This is a genomic window from Acidilobus aceticus (assembly GCF_055392325.1).
In genome coordinates, this window is the sequence record NZ_AP042407.1 from 634,625 (window position 1) to 650,413 (window position 15,789).

The 15,789-nt window shown below is 61.6% G+C and carries 16 protein-coding genes and 1 tRNA gene; 13 read left to right on the plus strand and 4 right to left on the minus strand.

Going from position 1 to position 15,789, the window contains the following annotated elements:
- A complete protein-coding gene (locus ACZ5OO_RS03410) occupies positions 1 to 1,206 on the minus strand; it encodes an NRAMP family divalent metal transporter (protein WP_013267272.1) in 1,206 nt (401 codons plus the stop codon).
- Between the two features lie 131 nt (positions 1,207 to 1,337).
- Here ACZ5OO_RS03410 and tmk point away from each other — a divergent pair, with 131 nt between their 5' ends.
- The 4 genes from tmk to ACZ5OO_RS03430 all read left to right on the plus strand — a co-directional run bounded on the left by tmk (position 1,338) and on the right by ACZ5OO_RS03430 (position 3,658).
- On the plus strand, positions 1,338 to 1,982 hold the full coding sequence (tmk, locus tag ACZ5OO_RS03415; protein WP_464078477.1) for a dTMP kinase: 645 nt from the start codon (positions 1,338 to 1,340) through the stop codon (positions 1,980 to 1,982).
- A gap of 61 nt (positions 1,983 to 2,043) precedes the next feature.
- Positions 2,044 to 2,361, plus strand: coding sequence for a hypothetical protein (locus ACZ5OO_RS03420; RefSeq protein ID WP_013267274.1), 318 nt, complete (start codon positions 2,044 to 2,046; stop codon positions 2,359 to 2,361).
- An 81-nt stretch (positions 2,362 to 2,442) separates the two neighbouring features.
- Positions 2,443 to 3,213, plus strand: coding sequence for a DsbA family protein (locus tag ACZ5OO_RS03425; RefSeq protein ID WP_464078478.1), 771 nt, complete (start codon positions 2,443 to 2,445; stop codon positions 3,211 to 3,213).
- Positions 3,206 to 3,658 (plus strand): hypothetical protein, encoded by a 453-nt coding sequence (locus ACZ5OO_RS03430; RefSeq protein ID WP_464078479.1) that lies wholly within the window; start codon positions 3,206 to 3,208, stop codon positions 3,656 to 3,658. The genes ACZ5OO_RS03425 and ACZ5OO_RS03430 overlap by 8 nt, the downstream gene beginning before the upstream one ends.
- A gap of 145 nt (positions 3,659 to 3,803) precedes the next feature.
- On the opposite strand, the gene ACZ5OO_RS03435 is transcribed toward ACZ5OO_RS03430, so the two are convergent.
- Positions 3,804 to 4,658, minus strand: a complete 855-nt coding sequence (locus ACZ5OO_RS03435) for an NAD(P)-dependent oxidoreductase (RefSeq protein WP_464078480.1) — start codon at positions 4,656 to 4,658, stop codon at positions 3,804 to 3,806.
- A gap of 68 nt (positions 4,659 to 4,726) precedes the next feature.
- Here ACZ5OO_RS03435 and ACZ5OO_RS03440 point away from each other — a divergent pair, with 68 nt between their 5' ends.
- Genes ACZ5OO_RS03440 through ACZ5OO_RS03460 form a run of 5 tightly spaced genes read left to right on the plus strand, consistent with a single transcriptional unit; the run spans position 4,727 to position 8,508 of the window.
- Positions 4,727 to 5,773, plus strand: a complete 1,047-nt coding sequence (locus tag ACZ5OO_RS03440) for an NMD3-related protein (RefSeq protein ID WP_148217204.1) — start codon at positions 4,727 to 4,729, stop codon at positions 5,771 to 5,773.
- A gap of 6 nt (positions 5,774 to 5,779) precedes the next feature.
- On the plus strand, positions 5,780 to 6,112 hold the full coding sequence (locus tag ACZ5OO_RS03445; protein ID WP_013267279.1) for a S1 domain-containing protein: 333 nt from the start codon (positions 5,780 to 5,782) through the stop codon (positions 6,110 to 6,112).
- Positions 6,109 to 6,891, plus strand: coding sequence for a serine protein kinase RIO (locus ACZ5OO_RS03450; RefSeq protein WP_013267280.1), 783 nt, complete (start codon positions 6,109 to 6,111; stop codon positions 6,889 to 6,891). The genes ACZ5OO_RS03445 and ACZ5OO_RS03450 overlap by 4 nt, the downstream gene beginning before the upstream one ends.
- Positions 6,873 to 7,466, plus strand: a complete 594-nt coding sequence (locus tag ACZ5OO_RS03455) for a KH domain-containing protein (RefSeq protein WP_013267281.1) — start codon at positions 6,873 to 6,875, stop codon at positions 7,464 to 7,466. The genes ACZ5OO_RS03450 and ACZ5OO_RS03455 overlap by 19 nt, the downstream gene beginning before the upstream one ends.
- A gap of 52 nt (positions 7,467 to 7,518) precedes the next feature.
- Positions 7,519 to 8,508 carry an NAD(P)-dependent oxidoreductase gene (locus ACZ5OO_RS03460; RefSeq protein ID WP_202965449.1) on the plus strand — a complete coding sequence of 330 codons (990 nt, stop codon included), beginning with the start codon at positions 7,519 to 7,521 and terminating at the stop codon, positions 8,506 to 8,508.
- A gap of 15 nt (positions 8,509 to 8,523) precedes the next feature.
- Here ACZ5OO_RS03460 and ACZ5OO_RS03465 read toward each other — a convergent pair.
- Positions 8,524 to 8,601 (minus strand) — tRNA-Asp (locus ACZ5OO_RS03465).
- 41 nt (positions 8,602 to 8,642) lie between these two features.
- On the opposite strand from ACZ5OO_RS03465, the gene ACZ5OO_RS03470 reads away from it, so the two are divergent.
- The gene (locus tag ACZ5OO_RS03470; RefSeq protein WP_083774112.1) at positions 8,643 to 9,674 is read left to right on the plus strand and encodes a Clp1/GlmU family protein; all 1,032 of its coding nucleotides are present in this window, start codon (positions 8,643 to 8,645) and stop codon (positions 9,672 to 9,674) included.
- On the opposite strand, the gene ACZ5OO_RS03475 is transcribed toward ACZ5OO_RS03470, so the two are convergent.
- Positions 9,658 to 12,621 (minus strand): alpha-mannosidase, encoded by a 2,964-nt coding sequence (locus tag ACZ5OO_RS03475; RefSeq protein ID WP_464078481.1) that lies wholly within the window; start codon positions 12,619 to 12,621, stop codon positions 9,658 to 9,660. The genes ACZ5OO_RS03470 and ACZ5OO_RS03475 overlap by 17 nt on opposite strands.
- Before the next feature lie 214 nt (positions 12,622 to 12,835).
- On the opposite strand from ACZ5OO_RS03475, the gene ACZ5OO_RS03480 reads away from it, so the two are divergent.
- The 3 genes from ACZ5OO_RS03480 to ACZ5OO_RS03490 are packed head-to-tail and all read left to right on the plus strand — an operon-like array spanning position 12,836 to position 15,777.
- Positions 12,836 to 13,345 (plus strand): hypothetical protein, encoded by a 510-nt coding sequence (locus ACZ5OO_RS03480; RefSeq protein ID WP_013267285.1) that lies wholly within the window; start codon positions 12,836 to 12,838, stop codon positions 13,343 to 13,345.
- 40 nt (positions 13,346 to 13,385) lie between these two features.
- Positions 13,386 to 14,657 (plus strand): UbiD family decarboxylase, encoded by a 1,272-nt coding sequence (locus ACZ5OO_RS03485; RefSeq protein WP_013267286.1) that lies wholly within the window; start codon positions 13,386 to 13,388, stop codon positions 14,655 to 14,657.
- A gap of 43 nt (positions 14,658 to 14,700) precedes the next feature.
- Entirely contained in the window at positions 14,701 to 15,777 is a 1,077-nt protein-coding gene (locus ACZ5OO_RS03490; protein WP_464078482.1) for a tyrosine--tRNA ligase, read from the plus strand.
- The last annotated feature ends 12 nt before the right edge of the window (positions 15,778 to 15,789 follow it).

A 15,789-nucleotide genomic window follows, 5' to 3' on the forward strand; every position in this document is an offset into this window, starting at 1 on the left:
TCACAGCGACGCGGCTATCGCTATAAGCCCCGAGGCCACGACGAGGGCTGACATGATCCAGTAAGCTACTGCCCTCGCGCCCCTGAGCCTGGCGCTCCCCATGACGTCCTCCCTGGAGGCTATCCTGCCCAGCATGTAGAGCAGCGGCGCCAGTATTATAGTGAAGGCCGCCATGAGGTCAAGTATCAGGTTGATGAGGTCGCCCAGCGAGAGGGCTACTATCACGAGGGCTGGGACGCTCTCAAGCACGTAGGTCAGCCTGTAGGCCAGGGTCCCCCTCTTAAAGTTCACTGCCTCGAGGAAGCCCCAGGCGGAGCCAAGCGATATGACTACCAGGGCCAGGAAGCCCGACGCCATGAAGCCGAGTCCCATTATGTACCTGCTCGCCAGGCCCAGCGGCTCCAGCGCGCTTGCCAAAACGTTGGCGTCAAGCGCGGCCCCAGCCCTGCCGCCCAGGAATATGCCGACGACTACAGTGGCAACCATGAGGAGCTCTGACACTATGGCGCCAACCAGGGTCTCAAGCCTCTCCGGCCTCAGCTCCTCGGGCCTCAGCCCCTTCCTGACGTCGGCGCCTGAGTGGAAGAAGAGCATCCACGGCATTATCACGGAGCCCACGCTGGCGGCCAGCATGTAGTCAAAGCTCGGCCTCCAGAGCGGCCAGGGGCTGAGCAGGGCGTCGCTGATCCTCCCTGGGTCGGGCCTCGTGACTAGGGCCGTGTAGAGCAGCGCCGCAACAAGCAGGAAGCTCACTGGAAGCAGGAAGGCCTCGGCGTGCCTGTACCTGCCGCTCCAGGCCACCGCTATGTGTATTGCAAAGACCGCCAGCAGGCCGGGGAGGAGGGGGAGGCCCAGGAGCTTAAGGCCAACCGCGATCCCTGCGTACTCCGCCACGTACTCCATGATGTCAGCGACCGCCATGGGGATTGAGGCCAGCTGGGCCATCCTTCGGCCGTAGAGCCTCTTTATGGCCGTGCCCAGCCCCATGCCTGAGACCGTCCCGAGGGTGCCCGCGGCGTCCTGGATTACAAAGAGGGGCACCGTGAGGGCCAGCATGACGCTGACCATTATGTAGCCCCAGGCCGCCCCGACCTGGAAGCCGGTGACTATGGAGGCCACGTCGACGTCTGCCATCATTACAAGCCACGCTGGCCCGAACGTCCTAAGCGAGTCCTTTAGCTCCCTGCTCAGCCTGCTGGCGTCCATCTTCAGCTCTAGGCTTTCTAAGTTGCCTGGAGCTTTTTTAAGTGTGCCTAATTTTTAAGGTTATTTAACTAATATCGCTTATCCGAAGTAAGCGGTAAATTAAGGCCCTCCAGCTGTTAGCTGGTCAGGCCTTGAAAGGCGCCATAGTGGCTCTTGAGGGGATAGATGGCAGCGGCATAACAACGCACTCGAGGCTGCTGGCCCAGAGGCTCTCATCGATGGGCTACAGGGCCATATACACCAAGGAGCCCACCGAGGGCCCCGTGGGGCAGGTCATAAGGCAGCTCCTGGCCCAGGAAAGGCCTGAGCCGAGGCTCGCGGCGCTGCTCTTCGCCGCCGACAGGTCGTGGCACCTCTGCTGCGACCCCTCCCTGCCGGGGGGCGTCATGGGGGCCCTAGAGCAAGGCTACGTAGTTGTGATGGACAGATACAAGTACAGCTCCATAGCGTACCAGGGGGCCTCCGGCGCCGACCCAGGCTGGCTCTGGGAGGTCAACAGCTTCGCCCCAGAGGCTGACCTCCTGATATTCATAGATGTCCCTGTTGAGGTGGCCCTGTCCAGGGTGGCCGAGAGGCAGAGGAGGGAGGGCTACGAGGTCGAGGGGTTCCTCAGGAGGGCCAAGGAGAGGTTTTACGAGGTCCTAGCTCAGGCCGAGGCCAGGGGCGTGACCGTGGTCAGGCTGAGCCAGGTAAAGGACGACAGGCCCCTCAGCGTCGACGAGTTCTCCTCATTAGTTCTGGAGGAGGCCCTCAGGTTCCTTAAGACATTAAGATAAGGCATGCTGGGAAACGCTTAAAACTTAGGCAAATAGCAGTTCCACTGGACGGTGAAAGTAGATGGCCAGGGACAAGGTTACCGGCGCGGCGCTGCTGATAATCTCCGTTTTCATAATAATAATATACAACGTTGCCATGTGGTACCCGCCCCTCTCCAGCCTGGCCGCGTCGTTCCTGCTGAAGCTCACGGACTCAATAATAGTCATAGTGGTGCTTGCAATACTCGCGTGGATAGGCTACACGCTCGTCACGACCCCTCCGCCTAAGCCCATAGAGGAGATAGAGAAGGAGCTCGAGAGCGAGCTCAAGAGCCTGACCTCGCAGCAGGGGAGCTCGTCATCCAGCTCGGGCAGCAGCAAGAGCGGCGAGCATTCTTAACTTAACAGAGGCTATTCAAGGAGTTTTATTAACGTCAGCCGCTAGGAGCCCCTGGGTGGTGTTTTGAAGGACAGGGGGTCCTTGAGTAAGGCTGAAGCCATAGTAATAATCGTCATAGCGGTGGCCGCAGTGGCCGGGGCCGCTTACGTGATTAGGCAGTCGCCGTTTCACAGCAGCGTTCCAAAGACCACAGCGCCGGAGTCCCAGGCAAGCTCGTCAACTACAACGTCGTCAGGCCCCCTGACGCTGAGCGACATAGAGTCCCTGAACTCCAGCTGGATAATATCGCTGGGCCCCCCTAACTCGTCAAAGGTCATAGTTGTGGTCTACGACCCCGAGTGCCCCTACTGCTCCCTTGAGCTCAACGCCACCCTGCCCTTCCTCTACTACGTCTCGGAGAACACCAGCCAGGCCAGGGTGATATTTCTCGGGCTTCCGATACACGAGTACTCGGTCCAGATGCTCGAAATTCTCTACGAGGTATATCACCTCTATGGTCCTGTGGCCTTCGTAAAGCTGCTTGACGCCAACTACGCCTACTACACGAGGAACATAGAGCTGTACCTGAATCACGAGACTAACCAGCTCATCATACCCACCAACTACACCCTAATATACATGGCAGACGCCCTGGGCTACAACGTCACCCAGCAGGAGTCGGAGGTCTGGTATCCGGCAGTCGAGGAGGTCGCTAACTTCCTTCTGTCACACAACATAAGCGCCACGCCGGCCTTGCTGGCCTTTAATGAATCTGGCGCTCCCGTGTATTACGAGGTCGGCCTGGAGCAGCCCCTGTATATAGAGGGCAACCTCACAGAGAGGCTTGGCCTGCAGGTGCCTGGGCTTGGCTGACTGCGAGCTGAGCGAGGTCAGGGTCCCGTGGGGAAGGTACCTTGTGGCGATCTGCGAGGGCCACGTGGATGACCACGAGCTTGAGAGGGTGTCAACGGAGCAGGGCCTCAAGGCGCTGGTTCTGAGGCTCGCCAGGAGGCCCGACCCCTGCGAGGCGGCCCTCTACCTGGCCTACTCCAGGGAGGACGCGGACCAGGGCAGGGTGAGGCTAAGGAAGCAGCACCTGCAGGCCCTCCTGTACGCCACCAGGTCGAGGCAGCTCTCCGAGGCCCTGAGCAGGTCAAAGGGAGGCAGCACCATCGTGGTCGTATCGGACGACCCCTCAAGGCTTGAGGGCGTTGCCTCAAGGCTCGGCCTGGGCCTGGGCAACGTTAAGGAGGCCAGCTGCGACCCCTCATCGCTTCAGGACCTAAGCTCCTTCAGGCTTCAGCTGCTGCTCAGCTGAGCGCGTCAATTTTAAAGTGGCCCTGACCTTTCCTGCCTGCTACAGCGGACGTTTAGCCAGTAGAGAATTTGAGCTCTGAGTGCAAGGTACTCGCGGCCCGATGATTGGGTGGACCGCTGCTGAGCCGTGAGGATGGAATCCAAGGCTATGAGGGCCTCTTAGGCCTCACGAACTCTATTATCTTGGTGTAGTCCAGGTCCCCCATCCCGTGGGCCTCGGCGCTCTTGTAGAGCCTTGCTGCTGCCGAAGTCACAGCCGCCGGCAGTCCGACGTCGAAGGACGCCCTGCTGGCATATTCAAGGTCCTTAGCTGCCAGCGATAGCCTGAAGTGAAGCTGTGAGCCCGAGAGCATCCTGTCTATGTACTTTTCGGCCACCCCTGCAAAGGCTGTCCTCTTCATAACCTCCTTCAGCTTCTCAGGGCCAACGCCGTAGGCCTCAGCGAGGGATATTGCCTCGGCAAGCGACGACATGGTTGTTATCAGCACGGAGTTGTAGGCAAGCTTAAGCGCCATGGCTGAGCCCGGGCCGCCGCCCACCTCCATCAGCTCCCCGGCGGCGCTCAGGACGCCCCTTGAGAGCCTGACGCAGCCCTGGTCCCCGGCCACCAGGAAGAGGGCGCTCCCCCTCTCCAGGTCGTTGGCCCCGCCGACGACGGGGGCCTCGACGTAACATATGCCAAGCCCTGCGAAGTGCTCTGCCAGCGCCCTGCTGGTGTTGGGGGTTATTGTTGAGGAGTTTATGAAGAGGAGGCCGTCGGCCCTCCTCATGTCAGTGGCAACCGATATCATCGCGCTGTCGTCGGAGAGGAAGGCTATGGCCGCGTCAGCTGCCTCCACGGCCCTCCACGGGGAGCCGAAGGCCTGGCCCCCTGCCTGCTTCGCAAGGGCCTCCGCCTTCTCCCTGGTCCTGTCCCACACGTGCACCTGGAAGCCCTGGGAGCTGAGCCTCATGGCCATGGCTGAGCCCATGAGGCCGGCCCCTAAGACCGCGACTTTCAACTAAGCCACCGAAGTATTTAGCTTCAGGGGACTATTTCTGCCTGCGCAGGGAGGTCGGAAGCACAGCCTTGCCTGAAAGGATCTGTCCCATGTGCGGCAGGAGCAGCAGGGAGGTGGAGTTCATAGGCAGCCTCTGCAAGGACTGCTTCGTTAAGAGGTACGGCATCGCGAGGCTGCCGGAGCAGGTGGAGGTGACATATTGCACGTCCTGTCACGCCCACAGGACCTCTGGCAGGTGGTCGGACCCGTACCCGAGCCTGGAGGAGTCGCTCACTGACTACTTGGAGGCGTACCTTGCCAACAAGGTTAAGCCCGTGGAGCCCCTGGAGAGCGTAGGCATAGACGGCGTGAGGCTGGAGCTGCAGGGGGGCACGGCGACCGCCTACGTTGACCTAGAGGGAAGCTATGGTGACGTCAAAGTTAAGGGGACGGCGGTCGTCAAGGTGATGCTTAAGCCGACCCTGTGCCCCGTGTGCTCCTCAAGGAAGACGGGCGAGGGCTACACGGCTGTGGTGCAGCTGAGGTCATACCCAAGATCCATCAGCGAGGTCAGGCGCCTGAGCGAAAGGGTGCAGAGGATAGTGGCCTCGATAGGTGACGACATAGTCAAGGTTGAGGAGCGCAAGGAGGGCCTCGACGTGTACGTCAGGGAGCACTCGGCCGCCAGGGTGCTCGCGACGAGGCTCAGGTCTGAGTTCAACGCTAAGGTCATAGAGACCTACAAGGGGAGGGGCGACAGGCTGAAGCTCTACGTCTCCGTGAGGCTGGCCACAGTGTCCCCAGGGGACGTGCTTGAAGTGGACGGCACGCCCTACTTCTACATGGGGGACAGCCAGAACGGCCTGCTGCTGATAAACCTTGAGACGGGCAAGAGGGCTGTCATGACCCCGGACGAGCTGTGGGACCAGGGCTTCAAGCTCTACGAGGGCCAGAACCTGGAGAGGATGATGCTGCTCAGCAGGCAGGGCAACAGGTACGTGCTTGTCGGCGACGAGGGCTCCATAGAGGTGCCCTCCGACCAGGTCGAGGCCTTCACTGAAAGTGTAAATGAAGGCGACCACTTCTTAGTTTATTTATCCAGGAGGCGCATCTACCTCGTGAGGAGGGAAGAGTAGCGCTTGGTGGAGAAGAGGAAGCAGGGCAAGGGAGAGACCCCCCTTCCAAACGACGAGGAGGGGACCATGCTCTGCGTGACCGAGAGGATACTCGGAGGTAACTTCGTGGAGATAATGTGCGCTGACGGCAACAAGTACAGGGCCATGATACCGGGCAAGATGAGGAGGAGGGTGTGGATACACGAGGGCGACCTGGTGCTCTTCCTGCCCTGGGGCACCCCGGACAACAAGGGGGAGCTGGTCTACAGGTACAGCGAGTCGGAGTCCAAGGAGCTCACAAAGAAGGGCCTCGTGCCAAAGGACCTCCTCGACCTCATGAGTGGTGAGGGCGCCACTTGAGCCCGCACAGGATAAGGATTGACAGGGAGGAGAGCAAGGTAAAGGACGAGGACGTAATAAAGACCGTGGAGGAGGTCTTTGACTCCTTCACAAACTACCACGTCTACAGGCTCAGGAACTCGCTGAAGGCGTTCAAGGAGCTCAGGGGGGCCGTAAGCGCGGGCAAGGAGGCCAGGGTTTACTGGGCCAAGGGGTGGAGGGGCGAGGACCTGGCGGTCAAGATATACCTCACATCCTCGGCCGAGTTCAGGAAGAGCATAAAGAACTACATAGCTGGCGACCCCAGGTTCCCCTCGGTGCCGTCCAAGTTCAGGGACCTCGTCTACCTCTGGGCCAGGAAGGAGTACGGTAACCTTGAGGACATGGCTAAGGCCGGCGTCAGCGTCCCTGCCCCCGTGGCCGTCTCGGGCAACGTGCTCGTAATGAGGTTCCTGGGCGAGAACGGCCTCAGGGCCCCCCTGCTGGTCGAGGCCTGGAGGGAGCTCGAGGACGAGGACGTGGAGAGGATGTTCAACTTGTTGGTTGACGACATAGAGAGGATGGTGTGTAAGGCCAGGCTGGTCCACGGGGACCTGAGCGAGTACAACATAATGATATGGGAGGGGAGGCCCTGGATAATTGACGTGGCCCAGGCGGTGAGCCTCGACCACCCCAAGTCAAGGGAGCTCCTTGAGAGGGACCTGAGTAACGTCTTTAGCTTCTTCTCTCACAGGCTGGACGTGAGCGAGAAGGAGGAGAGCCTCAGGAGGTCCTTAGAACAATGCCTGGAAGCGAGCTGAGGCCCCAGCCCCAGGCCAGGGCCTACGAGCCCGTGCCGCCCGAGGAGCTGGGGAGGGTTAAGGAGGTCATAGGTGGGATATCCAAGCAGGTCATGGAGAGGCTCGGGGTCTCCATAAGCGTTGACGAGCAGAACTCAGCTGTCATAGTAGAGCCCCTGACGCCTCAGGGCTCAGCCAACGTGCTCAAGGCGAAGGACATAGTCAGGGCGCTGGTCATAGGCTTTCAGCAGTCCGACGTTACAGAGCTATTTGACGACGATGTAATATTGGTCGTGGTTGACGTGGCCTCCGCCCTGGAGGACAAGGAGAACCACGTGAGGAGGGTGCTGGGCAGGATAATAGGGGAGGGCGGGAGGGCCAAGAGGGCCATAGAGGAGATGGTGGGCGTCAAGATAGCAGTCAACGACGGCAGGGGGCTGGTCGGCATAATTGGCGACTACGAGAGGGCCATGATAGCAAGGCATGGGATTGAGATGCTCGTGGAGGGCAAGATGCACGGCACCGTTTACAAGAGGCTTGAGGCCATGATGAGGGAGCTCAAGAGGAGGGAGTCCACGGAGCTCTGGTACAAGTGACGCGGATAACCAATTTTATTTCCGGGTACACCCCACCCTACTGGGAAAGGGCTTGTCCTCGATGGTCCTCTCAGGGGACGCGTCGCTCCTGAAGGGCAAGGTGATAGCGGTCCTCGGCTATGGCAACCAGGGCGAGGCGCAGGCCAAGGTCCTCAGGGACAGCGGGCTTGAGGTAATAGTAGGCAACGTTAACGACGAGTACAGGAGGAGGGCCGAGAGGGACGGCTTCAGGGTCTACGACATACCTGAGGCAGCCTCAAGGGCCGACATAATAATGGTGCTCCTCCCCGACGAGGTCCAGCCCCTGGTGTTTAACGACGTGGTTAAGGCCGTGGGGGACAGGGACGCCGTAATAGACTTCGCCAGCGGCTACAACGTCGCCTTCGGCCTCATAAGGCCCCCCGACAGGTATGACGTGGTCATGGTGGCCCCCAGGATGATAGGGGCCGGCATCCTGGAGCTTCACTCCAAGGGCATGGGCTACCCGGTGCTGATAGGGGTCGCTAATGATCACAGCGGCAGGGCGTGGGACTACGCGGTCGCCATAGCGGCTGGCATAGGGGCCATTGGGAGGCCAGGGGGCATTGGAGTTAAGGTGACTTTCAAGCAGGAGGCCTTCATAGATCTCCTCGATGAGCACACCAACTGGCCTCTCATATTGGCCAGCTTCATGGCGTTCTTCGACGTGGCCACGGAGAAGTATGGGGTGCCGCCCGAGGCCGTGCTGCTGGAGATGTACGCCTCCGGCGAGATGGCCGAGGTGGCCTCAAGGATGGCGAGCTTGGGCGCCTTTGAGCAGCTGAGGCTTCACTCCACGACAAGCCAGTACGGGCAGCTGAGCAGGGCCTTCAAGTTCTATGACATGGTTAGGCGGGTGGTCGAGGACGAGGCGTCCCAGATATGGCTTGGGGACTTCGCCAGGGAGTGGACCCTTGAGCAGCTGGCCGGCAAGCCAAAGTTCAACGCCCTGTGGGACGCCGCCAGGGGCTCAGACATGGCCAGGGGGGAGGACGGGCTGTTCAGGCTGCTGGGAAGGAGGTAAGCGGGCGGCGCGCCGTGGCGCCGCGGCCGGGATTTGAACCCGGGTCACGGGCTTGACAGGCCCGCATACTATGCCGGGCTGTACTACCGCGGCGTGCCATCGCATATAGCCCATGCTAGGGGCTATTAACCTTTTTGCGTGAACTCTGCCTGGGCTTCACCTTGAGGCTCAGCGGCTGTGTAGCCGTCAGAGGGCCATCGATAATAGCGGTCAACGACGGGGACATCAGGGTGCTCGGGGCCCAGGTGCCCCCGGGCTCCTCGCTCACTGTGCCGGTTGGCAGGGCGGTGATAGTTGAGGGCAATGGAGACCTAAGCGTAAACGGCCAGCTTGAGCCCTGCGACGGCGAGAGCCTTAAGGCGATAGAGGGCGTCGTGGAGGAGGTAAGGGGGGCCAGGAGGATTATACTTGTGGGCCCCAGCGACAGCGGCAAGAGCACGCTGGCGGCGTACCTCTACAACTCCGGCGCCGTGAACTCCGTCATATCAACAGACGTGGGCCAGAACGAGGTCTACTGCCCCGGCTTTGAGGCCCTCTCTATGCCCAGGAGGCCCTTCCTGCCGGGCTCCCCCCAGGACCAGCCCCTCTCGGCCTGCCTGGTCGGGGACTTCACGCCCAGGGGACTCGAGGGCAGGTACATGTCATGCGCCATAAGGCTCTCAAGGCTCTCTGGCAGCTTTGTAATAGACACGGACGGGTGGGTGTCACAGGAGGGGGTTGAGCTTAAGGCGGCCCTGTCGCTCGCAGTTAACGCTGACGCTGTGGTGGCCATAGGCCTTGACAGCGACGCGGTGGTCGCCCTGAGGCACGAGAAGGCAGGCCCCCTGGTCGCCGTGCCGAGGCTGGCGCCCGCCTCCAAGAGCGTCCCTGAGAGGAGGGCCAACAGGGACAGGCTGATAGCCTCGTGCATAATGAGGTCGAAGAGGAGGACGCTGAGGCTAGAGGGCCTTGCCATGGAGGGCAGGGGGCCCGGCGAGGACTGGCAGGGCCTCCTAGTGGGGCTTGAGGGGCCGGGGAGCGACTACTTCGGCGTAGTTGAGAGGGGGCCCTCAAGGTCTGGCGCTATAACAGTTATCTCAGAGTACCTGGGCGATGTGACAGCTGTTAAGCTCGGCAGGGCGAGGGTCGACCTGGGGGCCTTCAGCGGACTCATCGGGCAGGCCTGAGTAGCAGCGTTATGATCTCCCTGGGCCTGTAGGAGAACCTCACGAGGTCGCCCTCGACGCTCAGCTCCCTCGGCACCTCGTCCTCCTCAAGTATGTTAACGCTCCTGGCCTCGCCTACCCTGAACGGCGCCCTGAGCACGCCAACGCCGGAGGAGTTGTGGGCCTCGAAGACCCTCACCACTATGCCGTCCCCGTCCTCCGGGACCTTCACGGCCTCCAGCACCAGGTTACTGGGCGAGAGCTCCATGAACGACCCCTCACCGCTCCCCGGGCCTACGGTGAGCTGGAAGGCGTATTCGTAGGCAACCCTGGGCACGTTGGCCGACCTCCAGTCGCCCGGGTGGACGTATATGGCGTAGGTGAACTCCTGCCTCCCAAGGTCAGTGGCGGGGTCAGGGAAGACGGGCGTCCTGAGGAGGGTGAGGCCTACCCTGTTGTCCATGACGCTCGCTCCGTACTTCTTAGGCGAGAGTATCGCTGCCCCCCTTGAGGAGTCGTAGACGTCTATGAACTTCTGGAACGGCACCTCAAACATCGCTCTCTCCCAGCTGTTGTTCCTGCGGGCAGGCTCCTCCAGCACCCCCAGCGGGGCGCCGTAGGCGTAGTAGTCATTGTTGACATTAAACGAGTGCCAGGCCTTGAGCATCTGCTCCCTGTCCACGGCGTCAATAGTGACCTTGAACTCTACCAGCGGGAGCCCAGCGTACAGTCTGACCTCCTCCGTGACACTGCTCCTGCCGAAGGAGTACGTTATGGCTGCTGAGGCCCTGAGGGGGCCTGACTCCTTGACCGTCACGGAGTCCGCCTTAAGCTTGACCTCGCCCAGGCGGTAGCCAGGCTCTATGTCCCACGCGTCCGCCCAGCCCGGCGAGTTCTGGTAAACCGCGAGCTCGTTGGCCCTGCCCGAGACGAACTCGTGGCCGCTGTCCTTCAGCAGTATTGACGATATGGTTCCATCGCGCTCTATGACGACCCTGAGCCTGGAGCCCTCAAGTATGACCTTGTCGCCCTCTGTCCTGGCGCTTACTGAGTCGCCTGGGTCAGCTGGCCTGAGGGACGAGTAACCCATGGGTGGGACCTTGACGAAAGCCAGGTAGCCCTCGTCAACCCTCTGGGCCCCGTCCACCGGGGAGTTTACAACCACGTACCCTGCCCTCGGCCACGGCAGCGAGTTGAACACCGCGTTGCCTGAGCCGCCTGCCAGGAGGGACATGGCCTTGGCTGCCTCGGCCCTGGCCTTGTCTATTACATCCTGCAGCTCCCTGTAGACCTCATCGTAGACCTCCCTTATGGCGGACCCTGGAAGGACGTCGTGGAACTCGTCCTTCATTATAACCTTCCAGAGCGACTGCGCCTCCGACCTGTCGTAGGCGTTGGCCAGGGCGGACCAGGCCTCGAGCTCCCTCATCCACCTCTCGGCGTCAAAGTGAAGGGCCTTCATGGCCGAGTGGCTCGTGTACGTGCCCCTGTGGGTCTCAACGTAAAGCCTGCCCCTCCACCTGTCGAGGGAGGAGACTTCTATATAGTTAAAGTACTCCGAGGGCCGCGAGTGGACGAGCCTCGGCAGCCCCGGCATCTCATTTATTACGTCAAACAGCAGCTCCATGTCCTCAGTTGGCCCCCCGCCGCCGTCGCCGTAGCCATATGATATGAGCGTCGGGTACTCCTTGGTAGGCCACCTGTCCCACTGCTCCAGGACTGAGGATGCCGTCAGCGGCGAGTTGTAGCCCCTGCCCCCGAAGCCGAAGACCACGGAGGGTATTGGGACCCCGTCGCCCCCGTCCCAGAGGAAGGGCCCGTAGGGGAACTGGTTGGTGTCGTTCCAGGTGAGCTTGTGGGTCGCGAAGTACTTTACGCCGGAGAGCCTGGCTATCTGGGCCAGCGTCGCCTGGTAGCCGAAGCTGTCGGGCAGCCACAGGACCTCAGCCCTCCTGCCGAAGGCACGCTCGAAGAACCTCTGGGAGTACAGCAGCTGCCTCGCCATGGATTCGCCCGACGTCACGTTTGGGTCGAACTCGATGTAGCCCGCCCCCAGCTCCCACCTGCCCTCCTTGATTAGCTGGGCTATCCTTTCAATGAGCTCGGGGGCGTCCTGCTGGAGCCACTCGTAGTAGAGCGACGAGGACTGGACGTACTTCATGTCCCTGAACTGGTCCATGAGGGTGAGCACTGTAGCCGTGGTCCTGAGCACCTTCCTCCTGGTCTCGCTGAACGGCCACAGCCACGCCGCGTCTATGTGGGCGTGGCCAACGACGTGGGCGACGCCCGGCTTGCCGTGCCTCTCCACGAGGTCCTTGAGCCCCTCCCTGAGGACCCTCAGCGCCTCTGAGAACTGAACTCCCTCGGGCTCCACGTAGACGCTTGAGAGGCTCTCGTCGAGCGAGACCAGCACTCTCCCAGCGTCGTAGCTGGTCCTGTAAAGGGTTGACGCTATCTCAAGCTGCGCCGGCGAGATCGAGGGGACCCTGACCAGCGACAGCGACCTTGAGAGCAGCGACAGAAGGTCGTCCCTGAGCTGCTGGTCACGCGTTGACTGGGCCACCTCAAGGGCCGAGGACGCGTAGAGGAACAGCGCGTAGCCCTCGGGGTCCCTCAGGGCCGTGTAGGCCCTCGGGGGCCCCAGGGGCCTGCCCATCTTGAGGGCGGGCTCGCCGAAGTCGTCATATATTGTGAGCTCAGCCGTCACCGTGTGCTGGCCCCGGGGCAGGGGCACCTGGTGGTGCTCCCTGTCAATTTCATAGTAGGGCCTTCTGTCAAGCCTCACAAGGGCGGGCACGGAGTGCGCCGTGACTACCATGTAGAGGTCCTTAGGCGACTCAGACGAATACCTGTAAGAGTAGAGCGTCGTCCCCTCGCGGGACCAGGGGACTGGCCTTACCTCCCTGAAGGAGGACGCAAGGACCAGCAGGACCCTGTGGGCTATTGCTTGAGGCGTAAGCTTCTCCAAGATTGACACCAAAGTAAAAGGCTTGCAGCTCACCCTTATTTCTTCCTTTGCTATAGCGGCCCTCACGGCTCAAACCTTGTGAGGGTTTTTAACTTCAGCAGGCCAAAGCCCTCACGGTGAGGAGCGGGTCGCCAGGAGGATACTCTGGCTCAGGGCAGACCCAGATGGGATAAGGGAGCTGAGGAGGAGGCTGTGGCTGCTGGCCCCCCAGGGCGTGAACGTAACGTTTGAGGTCGCCTCCTCCTGGGAGGTCGCCGTCATGCCGGTGCCGGGCTCCCCGGAGTACAGGCTGCTGGCAGACAAGGTGGACGGCAGGCCCAAGATATTTGAGGAGGACCCGCTCAGGGCGCTGCTCCTTGCCATAGCTTACCCCCTCAGCAGTTTCTCGAGCCTCAGGGTAGGGATAGACCCCGGCAGGAGGTCCTGCGGCGTGGCGGCGCTAGCTGACGGCATGATATTTCACGCCTCCTCCGTGGGCTGCAGCGACGTGGGCCGCGAGGCGGCCTCGATAATTAGGGCGGCGCCGGCCGAGAGCTTCTCCGTGTTCCTGGGCTCCGGGACAGGCTGGGAGGAGGTGGCCAGCTCACTGCTCGAGGCTGGGGTCGAGTTTAAGGTGGTCGACGAGTATGGCACGTCAAGGGGCGACCTGGGCCTCCCGCTCCCATTGAAGGATAAGAACATGAGGGCCGCCGTGAGGCTCGCGCTGACGCCTCCTGAGGATTAGGGTCTTTAACCTGGACCCATGTACTTAGCGAGGGCTTGGCTTGAGGGCCTCGCTCAGCGAGTTTGTCGAGGAGATAGGCTACGAAGACGTGGGCCGCCTGCCCAGGGAGTTCGCGGCCGCGGCCGAGCTGAAGAGGAGGCAGGGCAGGGGCAAAGCCGTCAGGTTCCTGGTGGAGGGCTCGGAGCAGGAGGCGGTAGGTAACGTGGTTGACAACAGGGACAAGGTAATCAAGGCGCTCTCGGCGAGCGACCTAAGGGACGCGTACCGCAGGGTGCTGAAGGCGATGAGCGAGCAGGGCGAGCTGAGGGAGGTCGGCATGCCAAGGCTCAGGGAGGCCTCCAGGGGCCTCCTCTCGCTCCCCGCGGTCAAGTTCTACGAGAGGGACGGCGGCCTCTACCTGTCAAGCGCCATGTTCATTGCATGCTACGACGGCGTGTGCAACGCGAGCATACACAGGGTCATGCTGTTGGGCGAGAGGAGGGCGGCCGTGAGGCTCGTGCCCAGGCACCTGTGGTACCTCTACAACAAGGCCATGTCAAGGGGCGAGCCCCTGCCCGTCACGGTTGTTGTTGGCGTTCACCCGGCGGTCCTGCTGGCCGCGGCCTCATCACCGCCACTGGGGTTCTTCGAGCTCAGGGGCGCGTCGGCTATGGTTGGCGGGCTTGAGGTCTTCAGGAGCCCCCTCCACGGCAACCCGGTGCCGGCTGGCGCCTCAGCGGTGGTGGAGGGCTACCTGACCTCGGAGCAGGCCGACGAGGGACCCTTCGTCGAGGCCATGGGAGGGTATGACAGGGTGAGGAAGCAGCCCGTGCTCGAGGTGAGGTCAGTCCTAATAAACCCGGACGAGGTTTCCCACGTGATCCTCCCCGGCGGCCTTGAGCACGGCATGTTGATGGGCTTCCCCAGGGAGGCCGCGATATACGACGCCGTCTCAAGGGTCGTGCCTGAGGTGGTGGCCGTGAGGCTGACCCCCGCCAGCGGCACCTGGCTTCACGCTGTGATCTCCATAAGGAAGAGCCACGACGGGGACGCGAAGAACGCCATAATGGCAGCCTTTGCGGCCCACCCGAGCCTCAAGCACGTGGTCGTCGTGGATGACGATATAAACGTTGACGACCCCTACGACGTGGAGTGGGCCATAGCAACCCGCTTCCAGGCCGACAGGGGGCTCGTCATAGTCACGGGGGCCAGGGGGTCAACCCTTGACCCCAGCAGCTCCCAGGACGGCCTCACCGCCAAGGTGGGGGTGGACGCCACGAAGCCCATGGGGCAGGGGGAGCGCTTCGAGAGGGCCAGGATACCCGGGCTCTGATAACATAAATTTACCCCTGGTAGGCTCACATCTTGGGATCAGCTTGGACGCGGAGGAGAGGCTGTCATTAATTACGAGGAACCTGGTAGAGGTCATAACCTATGACGAGCTCAAGGAGAAGGTGAGCTCCGGGGCCCAGCTCAAGGGTTACATAGGCTACGAGCCCAGCGGCCTGGCCCACATAGGGCACCTAATATGGATGTTCAAGGTTAAGGACCTCGTGGAGGCGGGCGTGCAGTTCAACGTCCTTGAGGCCACCTGGCACGCCATGATAAACGACAAGTTCGGGGGCAACATGGAGCTCATAAGGAGGGCGGCGGTCCTCTTCAGGGAGATCATGAGGTCCCTGGACATACCGGTCGACAGGATAAACTTCGTTGACGCCGAGGCCATGGTCTCTGACAAGGACTACTGGGCCCTGGTGCTCAAGGTGATGAAGATGACCAGCCTAGCCAGGATGAAGAGGGCCCTCACCATAATGGGGAGAACTATGGACGAGGCGGAGCTCGACTCGTCCAAGCTTGTCTACCCAGCCATGCAGGTGTCTGACATAATTTACATGGACCTGGACATAGCGCTCGGCGGGCTTGACCAGAGGAAGGCCCACGTCCTCCAGCGCGAGGTGGCCGAGAGGATGGGGAGGAAGAAGGTGATAGCGCTCCACACGCCGATACTGACCGGCCTCGAGGGCGGCAAGAGAATGGACAACGTGGAGAGCGACGAGCAGGCCGCCGCCTTCAAGATGTCCAAGTCAAAGGCCTCCTCGGCCATATTCCTCAATGACAGCCCAGAGCAGGTCAGGGCCAAGATAAGGGCTGCCTACTGCCCTCCAAGGCAGGTGGAGCTCAACCCGGTGATCGAGATAGCTAAGTACATACTGTTCTCGAGGCCCGGCTTCACGTTGCACGTTGAGAGGCCTGCCAAGTACGGCGGGCCCGTTGACTTCACGAGCTACGCTGAGCTCGAGAAGGCCTACGTGGAGGGGAGGCTCCACCCGCTGGACCTCAAGGAGGCCGTTGCCGAGGCCCTCAATAAGATGCTCGAGGGGCCCAGGAAGCTGTTCGAGAGGCCCGACATAGCCGAGCTCGTGGCCCAGCTGGAGTCCAAGGTGACCAGGTGAGCTAGGGGCCTC

What these genes read in the sequence shown, in the direction of transcription:
- ACZ5OO_RS03410 (WP_013267272.1), bottom strand. Translation starts at nt 1,206, where the DNA reads ATGGACGCCAGCAGGCTGAGCAGGGAGCTAAAGGACTCGCTTAGGACG.
- ACZ5OO_RS03420 (WP_013267274.1), top strand. Translation starts at nt 2,044, where the DNA reads ATGGCCAGGGACAAGGTTACCGGCGCGGCGCTGCTGATAATCTCCGTT.
- ACZ5OO_RS03455 (WP_013267281.1), top strand. Translation starts at nt 6,873, where the DNA reads ATGCCTGGAAGCGAGCTGAGGCCCCAGCCCCAGGCCAGGGCCTACGAG.